This window comes from Bordetella genomosp. 9, assembly GCF_002261425.1.
Classification (GTDB): Bacteria; Pseudomonadota; Gammaproteobacteria; order Burkholderiales; family Burkholderiaceae_B; genus Bordetella_C.
On sequence record NZ_NEVJ01000003.1, the window covers coordinates 2,105,525 to 2,130,479 of the forward strand.

Below are 24,955 nucleotides of genomic sequence, written 5' to 3' on the forward strand. Positions count from 1 at the left end.
GGATGCCATAATGCACAGAGCCATAAATCGACAGACGGACCAGGCCATGATTCCCGTGTACCGGCAGATATACGAGCGCTTCCGCGACGCCATCGCCAGCGGCGTGCTGAAGCCCGGCGATCGCATGCCGTCGATGCGCGCCCTGACCAAGGAGCTCGGCGTGGCGCGCGGCACGGTCGAAGCCGCCTATGGCCTGCTGTCCGCGGAAGGCTATATACAGGCGCGCGGGCAGGCCGGCACCGTCGTCACGCCCGATCTTGCCCTGCCCGCCGCCCAGCCGGGCCGCTCGCCGGCGGGGCAAGCCGCCGCGAGCCCCGATTCTGGTTTGCCCGTGAGCAAATCGGGCGTGCGCGAAGCGGGTGGCGACGGGACGGCGGGCGGCCTGCCATCCGCCGCGCCCGTACCGCTGACGCTCGACGGCGACACGTGGGGCGGGGTTCTGCCCTTCCAGATGGGCCTGCCCGCGCTGGACGCCTTTCCGCGCAAGGTCTGGGCAAGACTGGGCGCGCGCTGCGTGCGCGCGATGCAGGCGGCCGACATGGCCTATCCGATTTCCAACGGCATCCCGCCCCTGCGCACGGCCATCGCGGCCTATCTGCAGGTTTCCCGCGGCATCGCCTGCTCCCCGGCCCAGGTCTTCGTCACCACGGGCTATCGCCACACCCTGGCGCTCATCGTCCGCGCCCTGCTGGCGCGCGGCGACCCGGTCTGGCTGGAAGACCCCGGGTACCCGCCCACCCGCGAGCTCATCGCCCAGGCGCAATTGCGCGGCGTGGCCGTGCCGGTGGACGCCGACGGCCTGGACGTCGCCCAAGGCCTGAAGCTGGCGCCGGACGCCAGGGCGGTCGTCGTCACGCCATCGCATCAAAGTCCGCTGTGCCTGTCGCTGACGCTGCCGCGGCGACTGGCGCTGCTGGACTGGGCCAGCCGCGCCCAGGCCTGGATCATCGAAGACGATTACGACGGCGAATACCGCTATGCCAGCCGGCCCCTGCCCGCCCTGAAAAGCCTGGACCGCGACGGCCGCGTCCTCTACGCCGGCACCTTCAGCAAGGTGCTGTTTCCCAGCGTGCGGCTGGCCTATCTGGTCGTTCCGGAAGACCAGGTGGAGCGCTTCACGCAAACCAGCCTGGCTTTTTCGGGCGGCGCACCCAATCTGATGCAATCGCTGGTCGCCGCCTTCATGGCCGAAGGCCATTTCGCCCGCCACATCCAGCGCATGCGCAAGCTCTACAAGGAACGCCGGGAAATCGCCGCCGAGGCCCTGGCCGACGTCCTGGACCGGCATTTCCAGATCGACCCCCAGCCGGGCGGCATGCACCTGGTCCTGCGCCTGCGCGGCCAGTTACCCGACGCCCCGCTGGCCCGGCGCATGCGCGAACACGGCATGGCCGGCCATGCCCTCACCCAGTGGGGCATCGCGCGCGACCCCGGCGCGGCGCTGCTGCTGAACTTCACCAACATCGATTCGAGCGACACCGCCCGGCGGCTGGGCCGGCGGATCCTGGATCTGCTCTGAACCGGGACACCGGACAGCCCGCGGCCGCTCCCCTGGGGCGCCCGCCCCTTAATTCTTACGCCATCGCGCCGTTAACGGATGAGCGGGATCGCCCGCGGCCTCGTTTCGCCCCGATCGACAGAACAGACCATGCAAAGCTTGCTGCCCCTGAACGCCGCATCCGCGTCCGCCGCCACCCTGGCGCCGGCGGCGCCCGTGCCGGCCGATCCAAAGAACGCAGCGCCGGGCGTCTCCACGCCGGCCAATTCGGCGACCGTCACCCTGACGGATGCGGAGACCGCCCGCTTGAACCAGACCTACGACGACACCGGCGCGCTGTCCGTGTCCACGCCCGTCTGGGAAAAGGATTCCAGCGACGCCATCAGCGCGCTGATGTCGAAGAATTACGACGCGACCGCCGTGGGCGATCGCTTCCGCGGACTGGGCGCGGCCTTGCTGGACCGTTTCCAACTGGGCGGCGGCGACTATTCGCAGTCGGTGATCCTGCGCACGACCGACTCCGGCAGCGCGGGCGCGACCTCCAGGCTCGACCAGATCCGGCAGACCCAGCTGCACACCGTGGCCGACAACCAGATCACCCTGGACGTCAAGACGGCCGGCGGCGCGACCGTTCACCTGTCGCTGACCAGCCAGGCGGGCGGCCTGGGCGTACAGGTCGAAGTGACCGGCGGTACCCTGTCCACCGCCGAGCGCAACGCCCTGTCCGGCCTGGCCGACGCCTTCCAGGGCGCGATCGACGGCCTGACCAGCGTGCCGCCCAAGCTGTCCCTGGAAGGCCTGACGAAGTTCGATCCCAACGTGCTCAGCTCGGTCAACCTGCAGGCCAGCTTCAAGATGCCCGACGGCAGCGTGCAGAGCCTGGACTTCCAGGCCGACAGCCAGCATCGCAGCGTGGACTTCACGGGCGCCGCGGGCAAGGTCAGCGTCAACGTGGACCTGTCCAATCCTTCCCTGATCGGCAGCGCCGACCAGCAGGCGCACGCCCTGGCCAGCTATATGCAGCAATTCGACCAGGCGCAGAGCCGCGGCCAGGGCAATGCCGCGCTGATGGCCATGTTCAAGGACGCCTTCGGCGCCCTGAACAGCAACTACAGCGTGGACCAGAAGCACCTGGCCATGGCGCCGGTCATCCCCCTGAGCGACGCCGACCACGCCATGCTGTCGGGCCTGGCCGATTTCAGCGCCTCCGTGCAGGCGCCCGATTCATCGCCCAATCCCATGCGGCCGGAGGAGCACGACGCCTTCTCCTACCAGGTATCGCAGCAGACCAAGATCCAGGGCAGCGGCGCCAACGATCGGGCCATCGAACAGACGCAGCAATCGCACCTGAGCGCCAGCTACCATCAATCGCTCTACCCCGACACGCCCCTGAACCTGACCGGCGACAAGTTCTCGCAGAATTACTACTACTACAAGGTGGACGACACGGCCAGCAGCGTGGCCAGCATCGCCTACAAGGACGGCCGCCTGACCAAGGCATCGCTGACGCAGACCGCCAGCCAGAACATGGACGTCAGCAAATACGTGGCCGGCGAACTGCAGGAGCGCCTGAATACGCCGTCGTCGGTGTCGCGCAGCTGGGACATGCTGCACCTGATCCAGGCCAGCATGCCCAAGGACGACGGCTCGGCCACCGAGCAGGACCGCGCCAACTGGCGCAATACCTTGTCGAACATCAACAGCCTGGTGGTCCTGAAGTCCGACCCGTCGCAGCTGCGCAGCGCCCAGCTGGCCGGCGCCAAGGAAACCGCCAGCTGAAGCCCCGTTCGGGAGACAACCGCGTGGTCAATGTGACCCACCCGATGCTCGCATTCGCACGAAGGCATCGGACCACGCAATGGACTCTCATCGAAGCAATAATTTCGACGCGCTACGCGACTTCGTCGCGAAGCGCATCCGCCGCATCTATCCCGCGTACGCCTGCGCCGTCCTGCTTTGCCTGGCCATAGGCGCCGGCATGACCGATCTTTCGCCCGCCGAGTTCTGGCGCTCGCCAGCGACCTGGCACTATCTCTCGGCCACCTTTCACGCCTTGCCCTCGGCCCTCGTGCTGACCGCGGCCAGCATCACATGGGTATACGTTTTCCTGAACCAGGTCGGTTCGCCGGTGATCGCGCGCCAGTTCCCGGGACAGCTGTCGTTCTTCGTACCGGGATCGCTCTACGCCAGCGACCCGCGCATCCTCCGCAGATCCGGATCTCTCGCGCCGGTGTCGGCCATCACATTTTGGTACGCCTGGCACCGGATGGGACGTGCTCGTACAACCGGTTTTCTATGGGAGCCTGACGATATTCCTGGCAACCAGCGGCCGCGTCCACCTGCCCGCCGGCCGGTACGGCGACCCGTCGTACGGGATCCATCTCTACCGCTTCCCCATCATCCAGGCGCTGTTGGCGCTAGGCTGGTCCGCTCATCCATGGTGGGGGCTGGCGGCGGCCGCCGCCCTGACGGGATCCGCCGCATACCTGTCCTGGCACCTGCTGGAACGTCCTCTACTGGCTCGCCCGGTGCTCTTCCGCACGAATTTATTGCTTGACGGCCAGGGGCGCTGCCTTCATAGTGCCCGCAGATCCTCAAGTGCCCTCGATTCCGTTCGGTAGTGTGCGAGCCAAGTAGTGCGCCATCATTGTCCATGTCCTGCCTTGATCATCTATCCCCTGGACTCATGTCCATCATTTATCAAGGAATTTCATGGAAACCGGTGTCGTCAAGTGGTTCAACTCCGAAAAAGGTTTTGGTTTCATCATGCCTGACTCGGGCGGCAAGGATCTGTTCGCGCATTTCTCCGAAATCCAGGGTACGGGCCACCGCAACCTGGAAGAAAACCAGCGCGTGAGCTTCGTCTCGGGCCAGGGCGCCAAGGGCCCCCAAGCCACCAAGATCACCCCGCTGTAAGTCTGCACCAGCCGGTGCCTCACCGGCTTCGGACCCGTCCCCGATTTTACGAAGGGATGACGTTCCGACCAGACTGAACAGAACAGACAGCCCTGCTTGCAGGGCTGTTTGCATTCATGGCTGGCCCTCCCCGGCCATCCTTATCGGCAGCCCGAGCCGCTGCGGGCGGCGATCATCGGCGGGTCCTCTTTCGTATTGCCGGCGAACATGCGTATCTTCCGCGCCACATCCGCCGTGGCCTGCTCGTAGGCGTAGCAATAGGGCGGGGCGGGCACATCCTCGGGACGATAGTCCTCCAGCACCGGCTTGGCATCGCCCATGTACAGATTGTCCTTCACACGCAGGAATGCCTTGAAATCGCGCGTATAGGCAAATGCGGCCTTCGACTTCTCGAAATTGCGGCGATCGGATCCCCCGTTGGGCAGCGCGCTCCTCTGCGGCGCGGTCGGGATGTACTTGCAGTAGTTCACCTTGACGCCTTCGACCGTGGGGAAGAATTCCGGCTCCATGCATTTGCGCTGCGCCACGTTGCTGAACATATTCCCCTCGACCAGGGCGCGGGCTTCCAGGCTGAAACTCATCCCGTAGAAATCCCAGTTCTCCACCAGGTTGTTGTACAGGTGGAAGGTGCCGAACTGCGCCCGGGGATTACGCTGCACGGTGTTGAAGAAGTAGTTGTTGTGCAGCGTCACGCGCGCGATCTTGTCCCGCTCGTAGTTGCGGTACAGATCCTTGGATGTGATGTTGTTGAGCAGCATGACCTTGTCCGAGTCGTGAAACTTCGTCCATGACACCGTGACGTCGGTCGAGCCGTTCTTCACGTTCAGCAGCCGATCCGACATACGCGACAGGTCCATGTGGTCCACCCAGACGTCCTGGCTGCCGTTGGCCACATTCACCGCCTGCGTCAGCCGGCTGAAACGGCCGTCTATCGTCAGGTGCGTCAGGATCACGTTCCGGCTGCCGTAAACGCCCAATCCATCGTCGATCAGGGTGACCTGCCGGCCGCGCCCGTCGATCGTCACGTTGGCGGGCACGCGCAGCTGCGACGCCAGCACGATGGTCATGTCCGAGGCGAAACGTATCCACGTGGCGCCCTGGGCGTGCTGCAAGGCCGCGCGCAGGGTCCCCGGGCCGGCATCCTTGTCCGACGTCACGTCGACGAATTTCCCGCCCAGGCCGCCCGTGGCATTGCGCCCATAGCCCTGGCGCTGCTGCAGCAGCGATGCCACCGTGGGGCAGTGCTCATCGGGAATGCGGCAGGTTTCATCGGCGGCGGCGATGCCGCCGTACGACACGACAAAAGCAACGACGAACGCAACAGCGGAAGCAGATAGCCAGCGCATCATCCCGGTCTCCTTCATGCGTACGCCTGGGCGGTCAGGAAGCCGACATACCACGGCAGCGCCTGCATCATTCCGCGCCGCAGGTCGACCAGCGGTTCATAGCCGATGCCGGCCCGCCCCTTGGACACGTCGGCCTGCGAATGGCGCACGTCGCCGGCGCGAAAGGGCCGGTACTCGGGCGCGAGTCCGTACTCGAAACCGCGCGACGCCAGTCCGTCGCGGATGATGCCGAACAGATCGTTGAGCGTGGTGCGGCCGCCGACCGCGACGTTGTACACCTCGCTTGTCTCGGGCGCCTGCCGCAATGCCGCGCGCAGGTTCGCCTGCACCACATTCCCGATGAAGCAGAAATCACGGCTGGTCTCGCCGTCGCCGTTGATCTGCACGGCCTTGCCCTGGATCATGGACGCGACCCATTTCGGGATCACCGCCGCGTACGCACCGTCCGGATCCTGCCGCGGGCCGAACACGTTGAAATAGCGCAGGCCCGTCGAGGCATAGCCATAGGTCCGCGCATACACGTCCGCGTAGATCTCGTCCATGAGCTTGGTCGCCGCGTAAGGCGACAAGGGCTTGCCGATCCGGTCCTCGCGTTTCGGCAGGTTGGGCTCGTCGCCATAGGTCGAGCTGGACGCGGCGTAGACGAAACCGCGGATCGACGCGCGCCGCGCGGCGTCCAGCATGTTCAGGAAGCCCGATACGTTCACCTGGTGCGAGGTCAGCGGGTCCTTCACCGAACGGGGCACGGAACCCAACGCGGCCTGGTGCAGCACGTAGTCGACGTCCGCGACGGCGCGCTCGCAGGCGGCGATGTCGCGGATGTCCGCCTCATGCAGCGCGAAGCGCGCCCAGCGGTCCTCGCCGACGTTCCCGCGCACCTCTTCCAGGTTGCGCCGGTGCCCCGTCGAAAAGTTGTCCAGTCCGCGCACATCCTGGCCGAGCAGCAGCAAGGTCTCCACCAGGTTGGAGCCGATGAAGCCCGCCGCGCCGGTCACGAGCCAGCAGCGCCGCCGCGCCAGCAGCGCATCGCGCAGGTCGCGCTGGGTGTCATCGAGCAGCCATGGCGGCAGTGTCGTATCGTCGTGCAAATCCGTCGTGTTCATCATGTCCTCGAGTCCTGTTGGTCCGCGGAACGATCGGGCGTCCTGACGTGCCGCCAGATGCCGCCGCTCAGGCGCAGGTTTTCCGGCGCGCCCGCCAGATGCTCCCTGAGCCGTTCGAAATAAGCCTGCCGCCACCGCAGCGCGTACGCCTCGGCATCCTCGCCGGGCGCGGCCTCGGGCAGCATCTCCAGGGTGAAAGCCACCCGTCCGTTTTCCCAGCGCGGCGCATAGAACACCGACGGCACGCGCAGGCGGTGCGCCATATGGGACGCGAAAGCCGAGTAAGTCACTTCCTGGCCTTCGAAGATCGTGCGCGGCGCCGCCGGGTTGGCGGCGCCGTCAACGGCGATGCACAGCACATAACCCGACCCGAGCGCCCGCATGCAGGCCTTGGCCACCTGCGCTTCGCTCTGGTCTGCCGTGGAGATCAAGGCCTCGGCGTAGCTGGTCCGCGCGATATTGGGGGCGGTCGCCAGCCAGCGCGACGGGATGCCCACCAGCTCCAGCGCCATGAGGCCGGCGTACATGGGTCCCACGTGCGCCGTGGCGACCACGACGCCGCGTCCGGCCGCCAGCAAGGGCGCGAAGAAGCGTTCGCCGCTGTCCAGTTCGCCGAGCAGCGCCATGGCTTCTTCCACGCGTGCTTCGCGGCACTCGATCCAGTCGAACAGCAGATGATCCACCAGATGGCCCCAGCGCGCCGCGCGCTCCCATTGCGCGCGATCCGCGTCCGGCCGGCCGCGCAGCGACCAGGCCCAGTCCAGACGGGCCTGCGGTATCGGCGCGCTGTCGATGCGGTCCTGCAATCCATCCAACGCTTCCTGGAAGCTGTCGGGCAGCCGCTCGCCACGCCGCGACACGTATTGCTCGAACAAGGCTTCGGCCTCCTCTGTGCGGCCGGCCTGGGATAGCGCCGCGATCGCCGAACGCTGCCAGAGCAGGTTGTCCGGGGATTTCCTGTGCACGCTCAGGAATTGTTCGGCCGCATCGGCGTACTGCATCGAGTACCGCAGCGCGCGCGCATAGAGCACCCGCGTCTGGTCCAGGTCCGGCGCCATTTCGACCGCCTGCCGGAGCGGTTCCACCGCAGCCTTGTAGCGCCCGGCCCGCAGCAATGTCTCGCCGTACAGCGACAGCAGCCTGACGTCGCGCGGCGCGGCGCGCAGGCCAGCCTCGAAGTGGCCGGCCGCGTGCACCCCGCGATCCTCGTCCAATCCTCGACGGACGTAGGCAAGCCCGAGATAAGTGCGCAGCACCGGGCTGTCGTGGCCCGCGCCCAACGCCGCCTCGCCGAACCTGATGGCCGCCTCCGTCCTGCAATCCTCATACAAGGCGCGTACCGCCATCGCCGCCACGCGTTCGTTGGGCGATCGGGCCGCATCCAGAAGCCCCGCCATGCGCGCCGCCGCCGCCATGTCGCCATCGCGCAGGCAGGCCAGCATCCAGAAATGCGCTTCGCCCGGCTCGTTCGCCACGGTGTCCATGGTGGCGCGCGCGATCGCGGCCGCTTCGGCCACGCGCCCCGCCCGCAGGCGCAGCTGGATCCGCGCGGCATGCAGCGATGCATTGTCCGGCTGGATGCCGGCAACCGCGTCGGCCGCGTCGACAGCCCGCTCCCATTGCTCCGTCCGTCCCAGCAGGCTGGCGAGCAGGCGCCGCTCTTCGACCTGCGACGGATAGGCGGCCACCAGCACGTCCAGCGCGGCGATCGCGGCTGCGAGCGCGCCTTCGCGCACATAAGGCGACACCAGCAGGCGCCGGACATCGCGGCGGCCGTCCGCGGCCCGCACCAGGCCCGGGTCCAGCGCTCGCATCGCGCCGACGGGGTCCGCCGACGCACGAACCTGTCTGATGACGTCGATCAGCCGGGATCCATCGACGGACGCCGCGTCACGCCGTTGCGCGTCTCGATCAGCCAGGACATCAACCATGACGCAACCCCCTCAGCAGAGCCAGACCTATACGGGTAATGAACATCAGCACGAAGCCCACGGCCAGGGCTTCCAGCAACAGGATAGGCATGCGCGGACTGCTGGGACGGTCCGTGGGCACGGGCTGCGCGATGATGGACAGATAGCGCTGCAGGCGCAGGGCGTCCACCATGGCCTGCTGGTAGGACTGCTGCGCCAGGGTCAGGTTGGAATCGGCGAATACCTGCGCATTGCGCAATCCTTCGTACGACTTCAGCTGCCGCGCCTCGGTATTGCCTTGGCCGCTCAGGCGATGGCGCAGCGCCACCAACCGCTTCTGCAAGGCGGCGACCTGCAATTCGGCCGGCTTGAGCATGGGATGGTCCTTGTTGCCCAGCGCGCGGATCTTGTCCAGGTTGATCTGCGCGTTGCTCAACTCGCCTTCGAGCTGGCCGGACAGGTTCAACAGCATCGCCACCGACGCCGTCGGATCGATATTGCCGTGCGCGGTGCGCCAGGCCGTCAAGGCGTCCCGGGCCTCCAGCGCCTTCTGCTCCGCGCGCCTGACGGACTCCAGGCTGACCTTCAGCTTGTCGGCCACGCCCTTCTCGTTCAACCGGCTCACGAAATCTTCCGCCAGGTGTATCAGCGCCCTGGAAAGAACGGCGGCGTCTTCGGGCGAAAACGCGCTGACACGCAATACGTCGATCTGCTCCAGCACGTTGAAGGAAACCTGGACCGCCGACTGATAGGCCCGGTAGAGCTCGTCCTCGCTCGCGTCTTCCGCCAGCCGGTTGAACGGGTCCAGGCCGCCATGAGACAGGTAGCGGCGCAGGCCGATGGCCTGGTCCAGCTGGCGCATGCTGTCGCGCGATCGCAGGAAATCGCTGACCGCCCAGCCGTCCACGAATCCGCCCAGCATGCCCGCCATGTTGCCGGTGGTGAGCAGGTTCGCCGCACCGCCGCCGCCGGATTGCTGCCCGGCGCCGGATTGCACGAAGAAGCGCGACTCGGCCTCGTAGCGCGGCGTCGCGATGAATAGCACATAGACCAGGGCCAGCGCCACCGGCGCCAGCACGATGAACGCACTGACCAGGCGATCGCGGCGGCGCGCGCGCAGCACCGCGCGCCGTTCGCGGGCGCGCCGCTCGATCTCCGACCGGGCCTCAGAGACCGAGCTGGCCGTCGCCGAGTCCGCCTCCGTAGGCGTCTTCGCCCGCGCTTCCGGATTCGCTCCGGGATCGTCGGGGCGGATACTTGCGGATGCACCGGTCGAGGTCGTCTTCGATTCTGAGCGTGCTTCCTTCATACACTAAGCCTTTGAAGCAATAGTCCGCCATCTGGTTCTGGCGATAACTGGAAAAAATGAGCGTCCGACCTACCAGGCGCTCCTCGAACAATGCAAGCCAGAGCCGGGTGAAGCGGCAAGGCTCGAACGGCATCGCCCCCTCGATCACGTAGACGTCGAACGCCGGCGCCAGCGCCAGCGCGAACGAGAATTCCTGCCTCGCATAAAGCGGCCAGTGCTCCATGGGACTGGACAACCACTTGGGATCGCTGACCAGGTCGGCGACCAGCTCCACGGTGTCGTCGGCATCGATTTCGTACATCTCCGATACGAACTCGATCATGCTCAGGCCGTTGGCCTTGCCGCGGATGAAGCCCTGCCGGCCGATCGCCCAGGACACGCTGCCGTCGTGCCTGACGAAGCCATGGCGCGGCGGACGCAGGCGGCACAGCACGTCGATGATCTGCCGATGCAGCTCGGGCGTGGGCGACAGCAGCGCATAGCGCCCCACCGGCAGATCGAGATCGACGCCGGCCAGCAGCGTCTGCCGGCTGCCGAATGCATAGGGTTCGTCGGTGACGCCGTTCAGATGGATCATCGCGGCGCCTCACATCGGCTGCACATTGCTGCGGGCCAGGCGCTCGGCCGCCAGCGCGGTCACCGCCAGGAACACGAGCGCGGTCAGGAAATAGCTCAAGCTGGCATCCTGGGACTTGTAGCTGTTGAAGTACGCCGACCGCAGCAGCTGCATGCCGTGCGCGAAGGGCGACCAGAGAAAATAGGGTTTCAACTGCTCCGGCAATTGCTCCGATACGAAAAAAACCGCCGAGAAAATCTGCAGGAAGCGCTCGATGACCGGCGCCAGCCGCAGGAAAAAATGCCAGGCGGTGGCGATGGCGCCGAACAGGACCCCGACGGACGCGCCGCCCACGGCCATCAGCACTACGAACAGCAGGAAGCCCGACCAGCTCGCCGGCAGGGTGATCCAGCCTATCGTGCTGCCCGCGCCGATCAGCACGGCGAACACCACCACATACACCGAGACATAGATGAGCGCCTGCACCACCGCCCCCATCAGCGGCGTCACGCCCTGGAAGTTCAGCATGCCGCGCGCCGACACATAGCTGGTGCTGCTGCGGAAGATGATCTGGCGGAACATGATCCAGGTCGTCGCCCCCAGCAGCGAGAAAGTCGGCACATCCATGCCCAGGATGTAATGGGTTCCCATCAGGAAATACAGCGACGAAATCAGCGTCAGCAGCACCACCGGGCCGACCAGCGCCCACAGCAGGGCGATCCGGCTCTCTCCATGCATCACGCGCAGCTGATAGACGAACATCGGCAACAGCGTGCGCAGCCGCGGCCGCCCCTGGTCGACGTCGCGGCCGCGGGGCGCGCCGTGCAGGTCGCGCAGGCGTTCACGCAGGATCGCCAGGTCGAGCGCCTCGTCCTCGGGCAGCTCGATCCGCAGCGGGATATCGTTGCGCGAGGCATGGCGGCGCGCGCTCTGCGCCTCGTCCTGCAGCCGCCGCCGTTCACGGCGCTCATGCGCCTGGCCCAGCCGTTCGTCTTCCGCCGCCAGCCTGGCCGGCATGTATCCCGGCGCGAACACATCGGCGCCCGCGCGGATGTCCAGTTCCAGCAGGCGCACCATGATGCGCAGCCGGCGCCGCGGAAAATCCGCCGACGTATCGGCGTAGCCGTTGCGCTCGATCTCCGCGTCGAGCTCGGCCTGCACGGCCTCGTACACCGCCCGCCGCGCCGCCACGCTGTCATGCCGCTGGCCGCGCAGACGCGCGACCAGCCGGGTCAGCACCGACGCCGGCGATATGCTGGCGTCGGACAACGCGGCCAGGTCCAGGCGCCATGCCGCGATGCCCGCCCCTACCGTATAGCCGCGATCCTGCCGGCGCGCGCGCCAGTCCTTGATGCGATCCTCATTGCTCGTCGACACGCTACTGGTTCACCGTGTTGCTGGAGCCCGAATCGCTGTCGATCGCGCGCGTCGCGCTGAAGCCGGCGCTCATGGTGACGCGGAAGGCCGACAAGACCTTCTGCACCTGCGTGAAAGGCGCATCGGAGATATAGATCGCCTGCCCTTCGCGCACGGTGAACTGGCCGGCCAGCGCCACCTGTTCCGGACGCGTCAGGTCGAACTGGTAGACGATGGGCAGCGTGTCCGGCGCCCCCTGCGTGCCGGGCCTGGCGGGCGTGAACAGGAACACCGAGCGCGGGTCCGCGGTCTTGTCGTCCAGGCCCTTGGAATCGCCCAGCGCGTCCAGCACGCTGTAGTTGCGCTTGCTGATGGCGACCCGGCCCTGCGTGCCCGCCGCGCCCAGCACGGTCAGGTACTCGCGCGCGTCATGGGCGGTGATGACATCGCCCGCGCGCAGCAGGATGTCGTTGTCCTGGTTGCGATACAGGTCCGCCAGGCGCACCGATGCGATCTGCTTGCCCCGGCGCAGCGTGATCACCAGCTGCTCCGGATTGGTCTGCACCGGCGCCGCCTGCGCCAGCGCGCTGCTCAGGCGCTGCGTGGTCTGCGTGATGGGGTACATGCCGGGCTTCGTCAGGTTGCCCTGCACCGTCACCATCTGCCCGCGCGCGTCCGCCGCGCGGGTCACGCTGACGTCGGACCCCACGATCAGCTTGCTCAGGCGTGCCACGACCGCATCGTGCAGTTGCGCCAGCGTCATGCCGGCAGCCTTGAAGCGGCCGAGTATGGGGACATACAGATTCCCCATCCGGTCGATTTCCTGGGTGCCGAGTTCGCTTGCGCCGGCGGCGTTGGCCGCGAACACGCCCAGGCCGTCCCGTTCCCAGACCGTGACGTTGATGCCGTCGCCCGGGACGAGGACGTCGAAGGCGACGTCCTCGGCGTCGCGATAGGGAGCGGGAAAATCCATCACCTCCGGCATATTGCTTTCGCGCGCCAGGTCCCGGGTGACCGGCATGACGATGACGTCCTTGTCGTCGTGCGCCGACGTCATCTCGCTCAACATCGGGCCGGAGCGCGGCAGCTGGCATCCCGCCAGCGCAAGCACGGCAAGCAGCGCCATCGCTGGCGCCGCCCTGCCCCTGGATCGGACCACCATCACGCCTCCATCAAACGCATGGGTCCCACGGCGATACGCTCATCGTTCTGCGATATGCCCATCACCGACACGCACAGGCTCAGGAACTTGTCCAGCATCGCGTTCAGCGAAAACAGGTCGCGCGCCCGCTGCCGGCTGTGCTGCTTCAATACTTCGTTGCCGCGCATCTGGTCGACGATGGACTCGATCTTGTCGCAGGCCTCGTTCAGGTCCGGATGATCGAGATCCTCGATCAGGTGGCCCGTGACGTTTTCGACGAAGCACTCGCCAGCGCCGCCGGCGGGCGTCGAGACCACCGGCACCCCCAGCAGCTGCGCTTCGATCAGGACGTTGGGCAGGCCTTCGAACCGGGAAAGCAGCACCTTTGCGTCCATGCGCGAATACCAGTAGCCCACGTGATTGGACAGGCCGACGAACATCAGCCGGTCCACCACGCCCAGTTCGTCCGCCAGCGCGACCATATTGTCGAGCAGGCGCCCGTCGCCGACGATGAAGAACCGCGCCTGCGGTCGCCGCTTCAGGTACAGCGCGGCCAGCTTGATCCACAGCTGCGGCCGCTTGTCGGGCTCCAGCCGGAAGACGCCGCCGATGGTCTCGGTGGCGTCGGGCGTGGACGCCACGAAGGCCTCCCACTTGCGCTGGTCCTCCGGCGACGTATCGGTCGGCAGCTCGGGGACGCCGTTGTAGAGGATATGGAAGCGTTCGAGCGGTATGCCCAGCCACTTCGCATATTCCTGCGCAGCCGCCTTGCTGTTGCTGACGAAATGCACGCCGGGGATCTGCGCCAGGGCCTGGTACAGCACCGGATATTCCTCGCGGAAGCGGTCCTTGCGGATGTTGGGCGGCAGACCACGGAACACCAGGTGTATGGTGGGCACGCCAGCCAGCAGCGCCGCCAGCGCGCCGAACAGGCAGGTGCCGTCCTGCCACAGGCTGACGACGTCGAACGCGTTTTCACGCAATAGCGGCGTCAGGCGGGTCACGCCGTAGTGCACGGGCGGGGGCAGTTGTTCGAGCAGGCGGTTCAAGGCAGGATCGGTGACCGTCTGATGCGCCGTGGAAATCGCCGGCAGTCCATTGATTTCCGTGACCGGTATCTGCGCCTTGGCCAGCACGGGCAGGAAGAAATCCAGGCCCTGCTTCTTGCCGGACCCGGCGGGCTCGGTGTGCTGTTTCACCAGCACTTCGACCTTCTCCGGCCGCACCCGCATGAACGCGGGGCGGCGATCGGGGACCGTCGTGCGATCGCCGGACGCCGCCATGCGGTGCAGCTCGCCGGCCAGGCGGGTCAGTTGCCGCTCCGCGCCACCCGGGCCCAGGCTACCTGTCACCAGCGCGATCGACACCGCGTTTTCCGCCGGTTCCTCGACCACGCAGCGGTTGCGGAAATGCAGGATGGCGTGCTTCATCGACACGATCCTGATGTCCTTGCCCGCCAGGCCCTCTTCCGGTTCGAAGCGCCGGTAGAACCCGTAGTCGTTCGCTAGGGCGGTGGCGAGCTCGGCCGCCTTGCTGCCGGGCGCCAGCTGATCGGCCACCGGCCTTATCGTGTCGTAGGCATCCGCCAGCAGGCCGCGCTTGCGCAGGCGCTTGGCGAATTCGACGCGCACGTTACGGTCGCCGTGCCGCGCGATCAGGCGCCGGAACAGCGCATCCGACTGCTCGTAGGCCCGGATGTCGTTCAGTAGCTTGGCCCTGGCGAACAACTTGTCCGGATTCCGGGCGGTCGCCGGAAAGTAGCGGTTGACCAGTTCCAGGGCCTCATCGACATGACGGTCCTTGACCAGGCGGGACGCGCTGTAGCGCACGACCTGCGGGTCCTGCGGGCAATCGCGCAGCAGCGCGGTCCACTGCTCCGCCATGCCCTCGTTCAGGCCCGCCGCTTCCTTCAGCCGCAGGACCAGGTAGCGGACCTTGGGGTCCGCCATGTGTCCGGCGGCCAGCGCTTCGGCGCGCGCCAGATTGGCCTGCGCCAGCTGCACCCGTCCCGACGCGGCCACGATCTCCTCCAACTGGGCCTGGACCCGGTGGAGTTCGGCGGCGCTGTCGGTACTGTCCTTCTGCTCGGCTTCCGCTGGATGGTTCATGCTGCCTTCCTACGGTTGGCTTTCTCGATCCAGACCTGGCACCGCTGGATGTAGTGGTCGAACTGCTCCGGCTTGTCGGAACGCGACTTCAAGGATTCCCAGTACGGCAGGGCCTGCTCGAAGCGGTGCAGGCGCATCGCCCCGACGGCCGCGAGCCGCAGGCCGATCACGTCGTCCGGCACCAGTTGCACGATGCGCTGCCCCAGGGCCAGGCGCTCGCTCGCGCTCGACGGATCCAGCGCGCGGGCCTCGGCATACAACACGGCCAGGATGCGCCGCTTTTCGTGGGCCACTTCGGACATTTCGGGCCAGGACTGCGCGATCCGGTCCAGCAGCTGCCAGGCGCCGCGATGGTCGCCGGCGGCCAGCTTCTCGCGCGCCGCGCGTATCGAGCGGGGGCCCAGGCGGCCCAGCTGGCGCTCGGCCTCCTCCTTCGCACCCTGGTCGGCCGACGGATGGGCGAGCACCGCCGTGTAGGCATCGATCGCCTCGCCATACCAGCCGCCGCTGAAAGCCACCCGGGCGAAGTACAGCCGGGTGCTGAACTGGGCGGCGTCTTCGGCAGCCGCCAGCTTCAGGTGCCGCATCGCGGTCTGCTTGTCGCCCAGCGCATCCGCCGCCCGTCCGCGCATCGCGTCCAGCTCGGGGAAATCGACATGCGCGTCGAGCGCGATATCCGTCAGCTCGATCACTTCCTGGTGATTGCCCGCCAGCAATGCCGAGCGGACGGCCAGGCGCATCGCGCGTTCGAAGGCGCGCTGGGCCCGCACGCCGGCCAGGGCATCGGGATCGAGCAGACGGTGCGCGCAGATCCGTTCCGCCGCGTCGCGCAGGCGCCCTTCTTCCAGCGCGCGGGCGCCTTCCTCGGCCCACGTCGCCGACTGCGACCGCAGCCATGCGCGGACGTCGTCCTGCTCGCTCTTCACCAGTCCGCGGGACACGGCCAGGCCGGCCGCGGCCACCAGGAAGCCGCGCCAGGAGGCTTCCTTGACCAGTTCCAGCGCATCGGCATCGGCCAGCGCCGGGTACTCCGCCGCCAGCGCGCGCAGCGCGCCGCGGTCGCCAGCCATCAGGTGATGGCGCCACAGCACCGCATAGCCACGCCCATACGAAGGCAGCGCCGCGCGGACTTCTTCGACCCAGCGTATGGCGGCGTCCATCTCGCCGCTTGCCTGCAGCATCGACAGCACCGTGTCGGCCGCTTCCGTCGCCAAGGGATCGTCAGGCGACGAGATGCGGAACAACTGCCGCCAGCTGCCCAGCGCCTCGTCGACATTGCCCAGTTGCCCCGCGCAGATCGCCGCGATGCGCAGGATCTCCGGCGTCTCGATCTCGTCACCCAGCAGGCCGGCCGCCAGCGAGTACGCCACGTCGTGATGGCCCAGCTCGAAGTGATTGCGCATCAATATCTGCTCGGCCTTGCTGCCCGAGGCGATCTCGCCGTCCGCGCTCTGCAACAGGGCGATCGCGCCTTCGTGGTCGCCGAGCTCTCCCTGTATGCGCGCCAGCAGCAGCACATGGTCGGGGGTGCCGGGATGACGGCGCAGCACGTCGCGGGTGCGCCGCGACGCTTCGCGCAGCTCGCCCGATTCCCATATCTTCTCGATGCGTTCGGCGGCATCCTCGGCAGCCAGCTTCGCCGCCGCGGGCGCGGGGGTGGACGCGCCCATGCGCGGGCGCATGTAGTTCTTGTACCAGTCCGCGCACAGCCGCTCGGCGAACAATTCCGTGTAATGGGTCAGGTCCAGCCCGCCGTCTTCCATGGCGTCCGCCTGGCCGATCTTGTTCATCAACGGCGTGGGGTCATAGCACGGCACGCCGATGCGCTGCGCGCCCGCGCCCACGGACGAGATCAGCTGCTGCCGCTGCTCGATCGGCGCGTTGTCGGGGGTCAGCGCGTTCACATGCGTGACGAACACCACTTTGTCCTGCCCCAGCAGGTCGACGAGCTCGCGCATATCGCTTTCGATCTCGTCATCGGTCAGATCGCGCTTGACGATGCGCGCCAGCAGTTCGCGATCCTCCACGGACAGGCTCTTGAACACCGGATCCTTGTCCAGCAAGGCGCGCCGCTCCGCCAGGCCATCGGCGGCGGCCAGCGACCAGAACGTCCTGGTCCTGGCGCGGTCGGCGAAGAACTCGCTGAAATGGCGCGCCAGGTAATTCGACTGGATGGGGTAGCCGTCTATGGTCAGCAGCTTGCGCGAGGACAGTTCGACCATGTAGAGATCGGCCGGCTTGTGCGTGCCGCGGCGGGCCTGCTCGCCATTGGACGGGCGGAATATCAGCCGCTGCACGTCGGCGGGAATATCGCGCTTGCCGTACATGAACCGCACCTGCTGCAAGGCTTCGGCGCTGGTGTGCACGAAGCCATAGTTGCGCCCGAGTTGCAGTTTGATCGGGTAGCGCCCCACGGCGTCGCGCAGCGGCGTATGGATCCGGCAGGTTCCTACCGGAGCGATCGTGAAAGCAGTCATTCAGGTCACCTCTGTTGATGGATCGACGGTGAGGGGCTCGACGCCCTCGCTCACAGCGACCAGTACAGGAGATCGGGCTGGAGCCGGCTGCTGTCCAACACCGACTTCAGGTCGCATACCATGCCTCCGCGCTTGACCAGCTGCGGCAGGTCATCCCAGATGGACTCCATGGTCTGCTGATGCGGCACGGCGAGGATCAACACGTCCATGTCGTTCAGATGACGCCGCTCCGTGAGCTTGATGCCGTATTCGTGCTCCATCTGGGCCGCATCGGCCATGGGATCGCAGGCCAGAGGTGTAATGCCGTACTCGCCCAGCGCGTTGTACAACTCGACGACCTTGGAGTTGCGGATGTCGGGCACGTTTTCCTTGAAGGTCATGCCCATGATGCCCACCCGCGTCGAGCCGTTCAGGCGGCCGTTGCGCGCCAGCACCTGGACCACGCGCGACGCGACGTGATTGGCCATGCCGTCGTTGATGCGGCGGCCCGACAGGATGACTTCAGGGTGATAGCCCAGCTCCTGCGCCTTCGACGTCAGGTAGTACGGATCCACGCCTATGCAGTGGCCGCCCACCAGTCCCGGCGTGAAGCGCAGGAAATTCCACTTGGTTCCCGCCGCCGCCAGCACTTCGGACGTCCGGATGCCCACCAGGTCGCAGATCTTCGACATCTCGTTCATCAGGGCGATGTTGATGTCGCGCTGGGTGTTCTCCAGCACCTTGGCGGCTTCCGCCACCTTGATCGACGAGGCGCGATGCACGCCGGCCTCGATGATCTTCTCGTAGACGCCGGCGATGGCCTCCAGCGTGTCGGCGTCTTGCCCGGACACGATCTTGACGATCTTCTCCAGCGGATGCTCGCGGTCGCCGGGATTGATCCGCTCCGGGCTATAGCCCAGTTTGAAGTCGATCCCGCAGCGCAGGCCCGAGGCCTTTTCCAGCTCCGGACCGCAGATTTCCTCGGTCGCGCCAGGGTGGACGGTGGATTCGAAAACGACGATGCAACCGGGACGCAGCACCGGGCCGATGGACTGGCAGGCACGCACCAGCAAGGAAAAATCGGGATTGCACTTCTCGTCGACGGGCGTGGGGACGGCGACCACGAAGAAGTCGCACCCCTGAAGGTCGTTTACCTCATCCGTGAACTGGATGGTGGAATCAAGCAGGACATGGCGTTCGATTTCGCCGGTCCAGTCGTCCGCCTCTTTCAGGCGCGCGATCCGGCGCTTGTCCACATCGAAACCGACGACATCAAAACGCCGGGCGAAGGCGACGGCAACCGGCAGGCCTACATATCCCAGGCCGCACACTGCGATTCTCTTTACCACGTGAACCTCGCTATTTCATTCGTGTCGTGGACACAGGATCTCCACCGTGGGAGACACACGAGCAGAAACATCAGCAACTATTTGTTTGATTTAGCCGGCCGCGATTGGATGAGGTCCGCTCAACGGAACCGACACCGAAGGAAATCTTTTGATCTCCGAACGACCGGCCGCCGAAATGTAGACGCAAGGTTCAGCAATCTTTCTTTCTAAAAATGTTGATTGCTGTGAAATTGATTCTGCGGTGCGGAAGAACGGGTTCGGATGGCGCCAAATGAATTACATCCATTACAGGGGGCGCAACAAAACCATGTACTTTCTATATTTCTAAAGGTTTTTTTTGGTTGCCGTATGAACTCTTAAACATTTGGGTAACACTTCCTGGCCGTGTGCCGCCGATCACACTAGGCGATGCCAACACCGCCTGGACATTCTGCCCGGTGACGAGGTCCCGCCCTTTCCCCCCGAGCAGGTGACGGTGCTTGTCCATCGTTGCCTGCTCAATAGACGCATAGTCCCGCCTCATGCGGGCCAGCACCCGCAGGACGGTTCATTGCAGCGGCATGAGGGCTATGGAAGATGCGCAGGAGTTCGTTGTTGGCCTGGTCGATCTGTTCGCGCACGGCAGATTCGAAGCGTAGCGGGACGTCTTCGGCACGCAGCGCAAAATCGAAGCGCATCCGATCCACCGCCGCGCCCAGGATTTCCGGGCGACTCCTGGGCGCAAAACCAGTCGATGAAAGGCTTCCCCAGCGGAGGAAAATCGACAAGCGGCACGCCTGACGGCAGAACTTATAGGGCTTTATAGCGGCTTATAGTGAATTATAGTGACCGCCTCAGCAGGAACCATCCTGATGCCGCCGACCTTGCCGATTACCGGCGGGTCGATCGCGTGACCGTCAATCACTGCCTCGGCAGCGCATCGTATTTCGTGCTCACCCCGCGCGATGTCTCGACCGGGTATTTCGCGGCATTCGAGACGAGCTTGCTGGCGATGGCCGCGTCGAGGTCGACCCCGAGCACGTCCGCGAGACGGATAAGGTACAGGGCAACGTCGGCGAGTTCATCCCGCACCGCCTGTGCCGTTTGGGGCGCGGTGGCAGCGCGGTGTGAATCGGCCTCGCTCATCCACTGAAAGATCTCGACAAGCTCACCGACCTCGCCCGTAAGCGCCATCACCAGGTTCTTGGGCGAATGGAATCGCTGCCAATCCCGCTCCTCGGCAAATTGCCTGAGCGCCTTCGCCGCGCCATCGACGTCGACCAACCCTTTTGCCATGTCCGTTCCCCGGCTGAGTGATAGCCAAGTGTAGTCGCCGCGTTCCTGCCGGCGTCCTCACCTGCCAGTAGCGGACGCCGCGGCACGAAAGGGCCGGCTACAGGTGAGGAGCGCCGCCGATTTGGACCCACGCATAAATCCGTGTATACTCTTCCCTCTTCGCTGGTGACGCGTCGCCAGCATGGGGGAACCCCCCGGGGAAATCCCGAGCGGGCTGTTAGCTCAGTTGGTAGAGCAGCGGACTCTTAATCCGTAGGTCGAGTGTTCGAGCCACTCACAGCCCACCAGAATTCTTTCGCAGTACCCGCACCTAGCCCACCAATCGCGGTGGGCTTTTTGCATTCCAGGGCTTGCATGCTTGGATGCGCATGTCCCTAGGCCTCGCCCCCAATCCCCGGCACCCCGCGCCGTATATTCCGCGAAAACTCCGCCGGATCCCGCGTCGCCCGCGCCCGGTCGGTGTATCGCCCGGCGGCGCGATAAGCCTGGACGCTGTCCGCCCCCGACAGCGCGCCGATCCGATACAGGTATTCCGGCAGATAGCCCGACAGCAGCAGCCGGTAGTCCAGCGGCAGCCCGGGCACGATCCTGTCGGCAAGCCGGTACGCGATCGTGATGCAGTTGGCCGTCAGCGTGTTGTAGAAGCGCGGATGCCGCAGCAGGCGCGTAGCGGTGTCCACGTATGAGAGCAACAGCTTGCGCGGCGCGCCGGCCGGCATGTGGACATGGTAAAGGTAGCCGTCTTCACCCCGCACGTTGGTACGCACCCGCAGGCTGTCTTCCTCCGTCGAGGCCAGCACCGACAGTTCGTACTGGCGGAAGAACCCGCCGATCTCGGAAAACGTGTCGCCCCGCTTGCGGCGGATCTCCACCGAGAACACCAGGTACTGGCCGTCCGTGAAGCCGAACGAGACCAGCGCATGCGCGATCGCGGGCCGGCCCCAATACGAGAGCGCCAGGTCCACCGATGCCAGCTTCGCCAAGTCGTAGCGGCGGGTTTCCCAGCGGGCGTCGAAATCGGTCGCGCTGCGCCAGTCGAAGTTGCGCACATTGTGCAAGGTCAGGATATCGCCATCGACCGAGCCGTGGGTGATTCGCGCCACCTCGGGCATCCAGTCTCGTGAATTGGACGGCCGCAGGCCCAGGAACCACCAGGCCAGCAGTCCGGCCAGCATGACGCCGAACAGCGCCGCGGCCCACGGGCGGCCGGCCGCCAGTCCCGCCAGCGCGGCGGCCATCATGCCGAGCCACGCCAGCGACGGCAGCAGGCGCAGTCGTCCGTCCAGGGGCGACTGGAACCACAGCGCCAGCGCGCCCCACACGCCGCCAGCCACCATCGCGGCCGCGGCCAACGCCGTCATGACTGGGTCTGGGTGTGGGTCTGCGCATTGCGTGCGACCGCTTCGCGATCCTGGCGACGCCAGGCAGCGCGCAGCGCCGCCATCTGACGCAGCGCCGCCTGCGACACCTTCCACCAACCGAATGGCCGCGGATCGGCCAACATGCTGAGCGCGCGCGCGTAGTCCAGCGTCAGGCCTGGCGTCCAGGCCATGGTCAGGGCACGCTTGCGTATCTGCGCCGCCACCCAAAGCTCCGGCGTCAGCAGCAGGCGCCACAGCGCGCCCCAGCCTGCCTCCGGACCGTGCAGGCGGCCCACCACGCCGTCCAGCGCCGCTTCGAGCGCTGCCGACACCGAACTGGAGCAGTTGCGGTGCGTCAGGTTGTAGATCTCGACGGCGCGGTAGTCGTCCCAGAACGCCCGCAGCTTCGCCGCATCGTAATTGCGGATACGCACCTGCGCGGTCGATGGGCACCAGGCCTTGGACTCGGTGGCGTAGTCGGGCTGGTAGATGCCCGGCACGTTGTTGTCCGCGGTGGCGCGCAGCAACGCGCCGAACTGCTCGGGCGAGTGATCGATTTCCTCCGCCGGATACAGGCTGATGTACACCCCCTCGGGCGACTCCAGCGCGGCATGGCCCGTGGAGACCACGCCGTTGACGCCGACCGCCGCGATATAGCGGTTGACCACCGGATAATGGCGCGTCTCGGTCTTGGCCGAGCCCGATGGCGTCCACACGTGCACGGTCAAGGCGCGCTCGCTGGGCAGCGGCGGGCCGTCGAACACTTTCCGCGCCGGGCCGTCGACGCGCGTCGGCATGAAGGACGGATCGGGATTGCTGGCCAGCGCCGGATTGGCGTCCAGATTGCGCACGCGGCGCGCGAGCCACAGCAGCTTCAGGCCCGATATCGCCAGGAACAGGCCGACGCAGTACGGCACCGTGCCGGCGTAGTGGGTGGGATAAGGCTGGAAGAAGAAGATCGCCAGCAGCACCTCGGCCACCCCGGACGCGAACACCACGCGCCAGCGGGGATAGCGCACGACGTAGGCGGCGATGCACTGTATCAGGCCATCCACCAGGAACAGCAGGCCGAACATCATCGACAGCACGAAATTGCCGTGGTGCTGTCCCGCCAGCACCAGGGTGCCGGCAAGCAGTACGAAGACGCCCTTGGTATAGCGCAGCACCCGTTGGCCGCCGACGCCCGACTTGGCGATGGACAGCGTCGCGATGCCTTCGATCACCAGCAGCGCGGCGAAAAAATCCAGGGGAAAGTAGAGTACCCCGTCGAGCGCGTCGATGAAGATCACCGCGCCCGCCGCCAGCATCAGCAGGCCGCAAATGGCCAGCGCGCGGGCGCGCCTGTGCAAATACTCGATACCCAGCAGCAGCAGGACCAGGTGGCTCATGGGGCAAGTATCTCCATGCAAGGGTGTAATGCCACGGAAGGGCAAGTATCGCTCCGGCGGGGCCCCAGCCTGCCCCGGCGCCGGTTCGGGCGCCCCCGGCGGGAAGCGCCTGGCCCGGCGTGGACGGCGGTGCGGGCCGCCCCTTGTCGCGGCAAGGCGACATTATGGCCTGCCGATCGGCGTCGTTACATCTCGCCCGGCGCCAGCCTCCGCCTTTGGACTAGACCCGGCGTATGATCCTCCGATTCCATGCTTGAGTAGCGCCGCGGGTCGCCCCACCTCCAATGTTCAGAATCGACCTGCGCCGTCTCATCCTTTGGCTGTGCCTGTGTTCGGTGCTGCTGGCGCTCGGCAACAGCTTCTACGCCAGCTACCGCGTCCAGCGTGAGATCCTGCTCACGAACACGCTGGAGGGCAACCACGCCTACGCCGCCAAGCTCGCCAACACGACCGACAACTTCATCAAGACCATCCGGCAGGAGCTCGCCTACAGCGCCGGCATGCTGGCGGACATGGAGACCGGGCCCGACCGCGCCGTCGCGGAGACCCAGCGGCTCATGCGGCAGAACGATCACTTCAATTCAGTGCTCGTCGTCGACGCAACGGGGGTGATTCAAACGGTGGACCCGCCGATGGCCGCGCTGATCGGCGCCCGGCTCGACAGCGAACCCGTACAGCGGGCCCTGCGTTCGCGCCAGCCGCAGGTCAGCGAACCTTACCTGGGCGTGACCGGGCGCTGGGTCATCCTGAATTCACAACCGATCGTCGACCGTGGCGGCCGCTATCTGGGCTTCATCGCCGGCACGCTGTACCTGCACGAAGAAAACGCGCTGCATTTCCTGCTGGGCGAACACTATTACCGCGATGGGTCCTTCCTGTTCGTGGTCGATCGCACCGGCAAGCTGATCTATCACCCGGAAAAGGGGCGCATCGGCGAGTCGGTCGCGAAGAATCCGGCGGTGGCGGACATCATGCGCGGCGTGTCCGGCGAGCGCCGCCTGATCAACACCAAGGGTATCGACATGCTGGCCGGCTATGCGGTGGTCCCCTCCACCGGCTGGGGCCTGATCGCCCAACGGCCCGTCGAAGGCACGCTGCAGCGCCTGGACGACCTGCTGTGGATGACGATCCGCAACTCGCTGCCGCTGATGCTCATTCTGCTGCTCGGCATCGGCTGGCTGTCCAAGCTGATTGCCCAGCCCCTGTGGCAGCTGGCGCGCGCCGCCAAGCAGATGGACGAAACGGATGCGTCCGACCGCATACGCAGCGTCAAGTCCTGGTACTTCGAGTCCGCGCAGTTGAAACGCGCCTTGCTCACTGGGCTGGGCAGCATCAATCACAAGATCCGCAGCCTGCGCCGCGAATCCACCACGGATGCGCTGACCGCCTTGCTGAACCGCCGCGGGTTGATGCGGGCGCTCGATGAATTCGCGGCCACGGGCATGCCGTTCGCGGTGGCGGTCATCGATATCGATAACTTCAAGGCGATCAACGACAGCCACGGCCATGACATGGGCGACGACGTCATCCGCATGCTGGCGTCGCTGATGCGCCATGGCTCGCGCAGCAATGACGTGCTGGGCCGCGCCGGCGGCGAAGAGTTCACCATGCTGCTGCCCGCGACCTCGCTGGACGACGCCGTCCGCGCCGCCGAACGCCTGCGCGCCGCCATGGAAAACACCATCAACCCGACGGGCAGCAAGGTGACCATCTCCATCGGCGTATCGCGCTATCCCGACCACGGCAACGACGTCTACGCCGTGTTGAAAGAGGCTGACAAGGCGCTCTACCAGGCCAAGAACCATGGCCGCAACCTGACCTGCGTCGCCGCCCCGGCCGACCCGGAAGGCTTTCGCTTCGCCACGCGCCAGGCGGCCTGACGA

18 protein-coding genes and 1 tRNA gene are annotated in these 24,955 nt (G+C 66.4%); 5 read left to right on the plus strand and 14 right to left on the minus strand.

Translation table 11 applies throughout. The annotated features are described in order from the left end of the window. Positions 1-10: 10 nt before the first annotated feature. The 3 genes from pdxR to CAL26_RS20645 all read left to right on the plus strand — a co-directional run bounded on the left by pdxR (position 11) and on the right by CAL26_RS20645 (position 4,414). Positions 11-1,519, plus strand: coding sequence for a MocR-like pyridoxine biosynthesis transcription factor PdxR (pdxR, locus tag CAL26_RS20630; protein WP_094848604.1), 1,509 nt, complete (start codon positions 11-13; stop codon positions 1,517-1,519). A gap of 129 nt (positions 1,520-1,648) precedes the next feature. Continuing rightward, a complete protein-coding gene (locus CAL26_RS20635; RefSeq protein WP_094848605.1) occupies positions 1,649-3,277 on the plus strand; it encodes a hypothetical protein in 1,629 nt (542 codons plus the stop codon). Between the two features lie 933 nt (positions 3,278-4,210). Next, on the plus strand, positions 4,211-4,414 hold the full coding sequence (locus CAL26_RS20645) for a cold-shock protein (protein ID WP_094848607.1): 204 nt from the start codon (positions 4,211-4,213) through the stop codon (positions 4,412-4,414). A 140-nt stretch (positions 4,415-4,554) separates the two neighbouring features. On the opposite strand, the gene CAL26_RS20650 is transcribed toward CAL26_RS20645, so the two are convergent. The 12 genes from CAL26_RS20650 to CAL26_RS20705 all read right to left on the minus strand — a co-directional run bounded on the left by CAL26_RS20650 (position 4,555) and on the right by CAL26_RS20705 (position 20,323). Next, entirely contained in the window at positions 4,555-5,763 is a 1,209-nt protein-coding gene (locus CAL26_RS20650; protein ID WP_094848608.1) for a pectate lyase family protein, read from the minus strand. 11 nt (positions 5,764-5,774) lie between these two features. After that, positions 5,775-6,863, minus strand: coding sequence for an SDR family oxidoreductase (locus CAL26_RS20655; RefSeq protein ID WP_094850000.1), 1,089 nt, complete (start codon positions 6,861-6,863; stop codon positions 5,775-5,777). Then, positions 6,863-8,794 (minus strand): tetratricopeptide repeat protein, encoded by a 1,932-nt coding sequence (locus CAL26_RS20660; protein WP_094848609.1) that lies wholly within the window; start codon positions 8,792-8,794, stop codon positions 6,863-6,865. Before CAL26_RS20660 ends, CAL26_RS20655 begins: the two co-directional genes overlap by 1 nt. Further along, on the minus strand, positions 8,787-9,818 hold the full coding sequence (locus CAL26_RS20665) for a sugar ABC transporter (RefSeq protein ID WP_094850001.1): 1,032 nt from the start codon (positions 9,816-9,818) through the stop codon (positions 8,787-8,789). Before CAL26_RS20665 ends, CAL26_RS20660 begins: the two co-directional genes overlap by 8 nt. Before the next feature lie 121 nt (positions 9,819-9,939). After that, positions 9,940-10,659 (minus strand): ATPase, encoded by a 720-nt coding sequence (locus CAL26_RS20670; protein WP_094848610.1) that lies wholly within the window; start codon positions 10,657-10,659, stop codon positions 9,940-9,942. 9 nt (positions 10,660-10,668) lie between these two features. Next, positions 10,669-12,015 carry an ABC transporter permease gene (locus CAL26_RS20675; protein ID WP_094848611.1) on the minus strand — a complete coding sequence of 449 codons (1,347 nt, stop codon included), beginning with the start codon at positions 12,013-12,015 and terminating at the stop codon, positions 10,669-10,671. Between the two features lies 1 nt (position 12,016). Continuing rightward, the gene (locus CAL26_RS20680; protein WP_256988546.1) at positions 12,017-13,120 is read right to left on the minus strand and encodes a polysaccharide biosynthesis/export family protein; all 1,104 of its coding nucleotides are present in this window, start codon (positions 13,118-13,120) and stop codon (positions 12,017-12,019) included. A 35-nt stretch (positions 13,121-13,155) separates the two neighbouring features. Continuing rightward, complete coding sequence (locus CAL26_RS20685; RefSeq protein ID WP_094848613.1) at positions 13,156-15,243, minus strand: glycosyltransferase; 2,088 nt, start codon at positions 15,241-15,243, stop codon at positions 13,156-13,158. Next, entirely contained in the window at positions 15,240-17,720 is a 2,481-nt protein-coding gene (locus CAL26_RS20690; protein ID WP_094848614.1) for a hypothetical protein, read from the minus strand. The genes CAL26_RS20685 and CAL26_RS20690 overlap by 4 nt, the downstream gene beginning before the upstream one ends. 50 nt (positions 17,721-17,770) lie before the next feature. After that, positions 17,771-19,030, minus strand: coding sequence for a nucleotide sugar dehydrogenase (locus CAL26_RS20695; protein WP_094848615.1), 1,260 nt, complete (start codon positions 19,028-19,030; stop codon positions 17,771-17,773). A 515-nt stretch (positions 19,031-19,545) separates the two neighbouring features. Next, positions 19,546-19,815 (minus strand): hypothetical protein, encoded by a 270-nt coding sequence (locus CAL26_RS20700; RefSeq protein WP_143277463.1) that lies wholly within the window; start codon positions 19,813-19,815, stop codon positions 19,546-19,548. 133 nt (positions 19,816-19,948) lie between these two features. Beyond that, the gene (locus tag CAL26_RS20705) at positions 19,949-20,323 is read right to left on the minus strand and encodes a nucleotide pyrophosphohydrolase (RefSeq protein WP_094848617.1); all 375 of its coding nucleotides are present in this window, start codon (positions 20,321-20,323) and stop codon (positions 19,949-19,951) included. 211 nt (positions 20,324-20,534) lie between these two features. Here CAL26_RS20705 and CAL26_RS20710 point away from each other — a divergent pair. Then, a tRNA-Lys gene (locus tag CAL26_RS20710) sits at positions 20,535-20,610 on the plus strand. Between the two features lie 87 nt (positions 20,611-20,697). Here CAL26_RS20710 and CAL26_RS20715 read toward each other — a convergent pair. Both CAL26_RS20715 and CAL26_RS20720 read right to left on the minus strand, forming a co-directional pair. Then, positions 20,698-21,684, minus strand: coding sequence for an Lnb N-terminal periplasmic domain-containing protein (locus CAL26_RS20715; protein ID WP_094848618.1), 987 nt, complete (start codon positions 21,682-21,684; stop codon positions 20,698-20,700). Then, the gene (locus CAL26_RS20720) at positions 21,681-23,072 is read right to left on the minus strand and encodes an HdeD family acid-resistance protein (protein WP_094848619.1); all 1,392 of its coding nucleotides are present in this window, start codon (positions 23,070-23,072) and stop codon (positions 21,681-21,683) included. The genes CAL26_RS20715 and CAL26_RS20720 overlap by 4 nt, the downstream gene beginning before the upstream one ends. 284 nt (positions 23,073-23,356) lie before the next feature. Between CAL26_RS20720 and CAL26_RS20725 the strand changes: the two genes are divergently transcribed. Further along, positions 23,357-24,952 (plus strand): sensor domain-containing diguanylate cyclase, encoded by a 1,596-nt coding sequence (locus CAL26_RS20725; RefSeq protein ID WP_094848620.1) that lies wholly within the window; start codon positions 23,357-23,359, stop codon positions 24,950-24,952. Positions 24,953-24,955 lie beyond the last annotated feature (3 nt).

Bases quoted from the DNA above. Each gene is read 5' to 3' on its own strand.
- CAL26_RS20655 (WP_094850000.1), bottom strand. From the start codon at position 6,863: ATGAACACGACGGATTTGCACGACGATACGACACTGCCGCCATGGCTG.
- CAL26_RS20650 (WP_094848608.1), bottom strand. From the start codon at position 5,763: ATGATGCGCTGGCTATCTGCTTCCGCTGTTGCGTTCGTCGTTGCTTTT.
- CAL26_RS20705 (WP_094848617.1), bottom strand. From the start codon at position 20,323: ATGGCAAAAGGGTTGGTCGACGTCGATGGCGCGGCGAAGGCGCTCAGG.
- CAL26_RS20690 (WP_094848614.1), bottom strand. From the start codon at position 17,720: ATGACTGCTTTCACGATCGCTCCGGTAGGAACCTGCCGGATCCATACG.
- CAL26_RS20670 (WP_094848610.1), bottom strand. From the start codon at position 10,659: ATGATCCATCTGAACGGCGTCACCGACGAACCCTATGCATTCGGCAGC.
- CAL26_RS20660 (WP_094848609.1), bottom strand. From the start codon at position 8,794: ATGGTTGATGTCCTGGCTGATCGAGACGCGCAACGGCGTGACGCGGCG.
- CAL26_RS20645 (WP_094848607.1), top strand. From the start codon at position 4,211: ATGGAAACCGGTGTCGTCAAGTGGTTCAACTCCGAAAAAGGTTTTGGT.
- pdxR (WP_094848604.1), top strand. From the start codon at position 11: ATGCACAGAGCCATAAATCGACAGACGGACCAGGCCATGATTCCCGTG.
- CAL26_RS20715 (WP_094848618.1), bottom strand. From the start codon at position 21,684: ATGACGGCGTTGGCCGCGGCCGCGATGGTGGCTGGCGGCGTGTGGGGC.
- CAL26_RS20635 (WP_094848605.1), top strand. From the start codon at position 1,649: ATGCAAAGCTTGCTGCCCCTGAACGCCGCATCCGCGTCCGCCGCCACC.
- CAL26_RS20685 (WP_094848613.1), bottom strand. From the start codon at position 15,243: ATGAACCATCCAGCGGAAGCCGAGCAGAAGGACAGTACCGACAGCGCC.
- CAL26_RS20680 (WP_256988546.1), bottom strand. From the start codon at position 13,120: ATGGCGCTGCTTGCCGTGCTTGCGCTGGCGGGATGCCAGCTGCCGCGC.
- CAL26_RS20720 (WP_094848619.1), bottom strand. From the start codon at position 23,072: ATGAGCCACCTGGTCCTGCTGCTGCTGGGTATCGAGTATTTGCACAGG.
- CAL26_RS20725 (WP_094848620.1), top strand. From the start codon at position 23,357: ATGTTCAGAATCGACCTGCGCCGTCTCATCCTTTGGCTGTGCCTGTGT.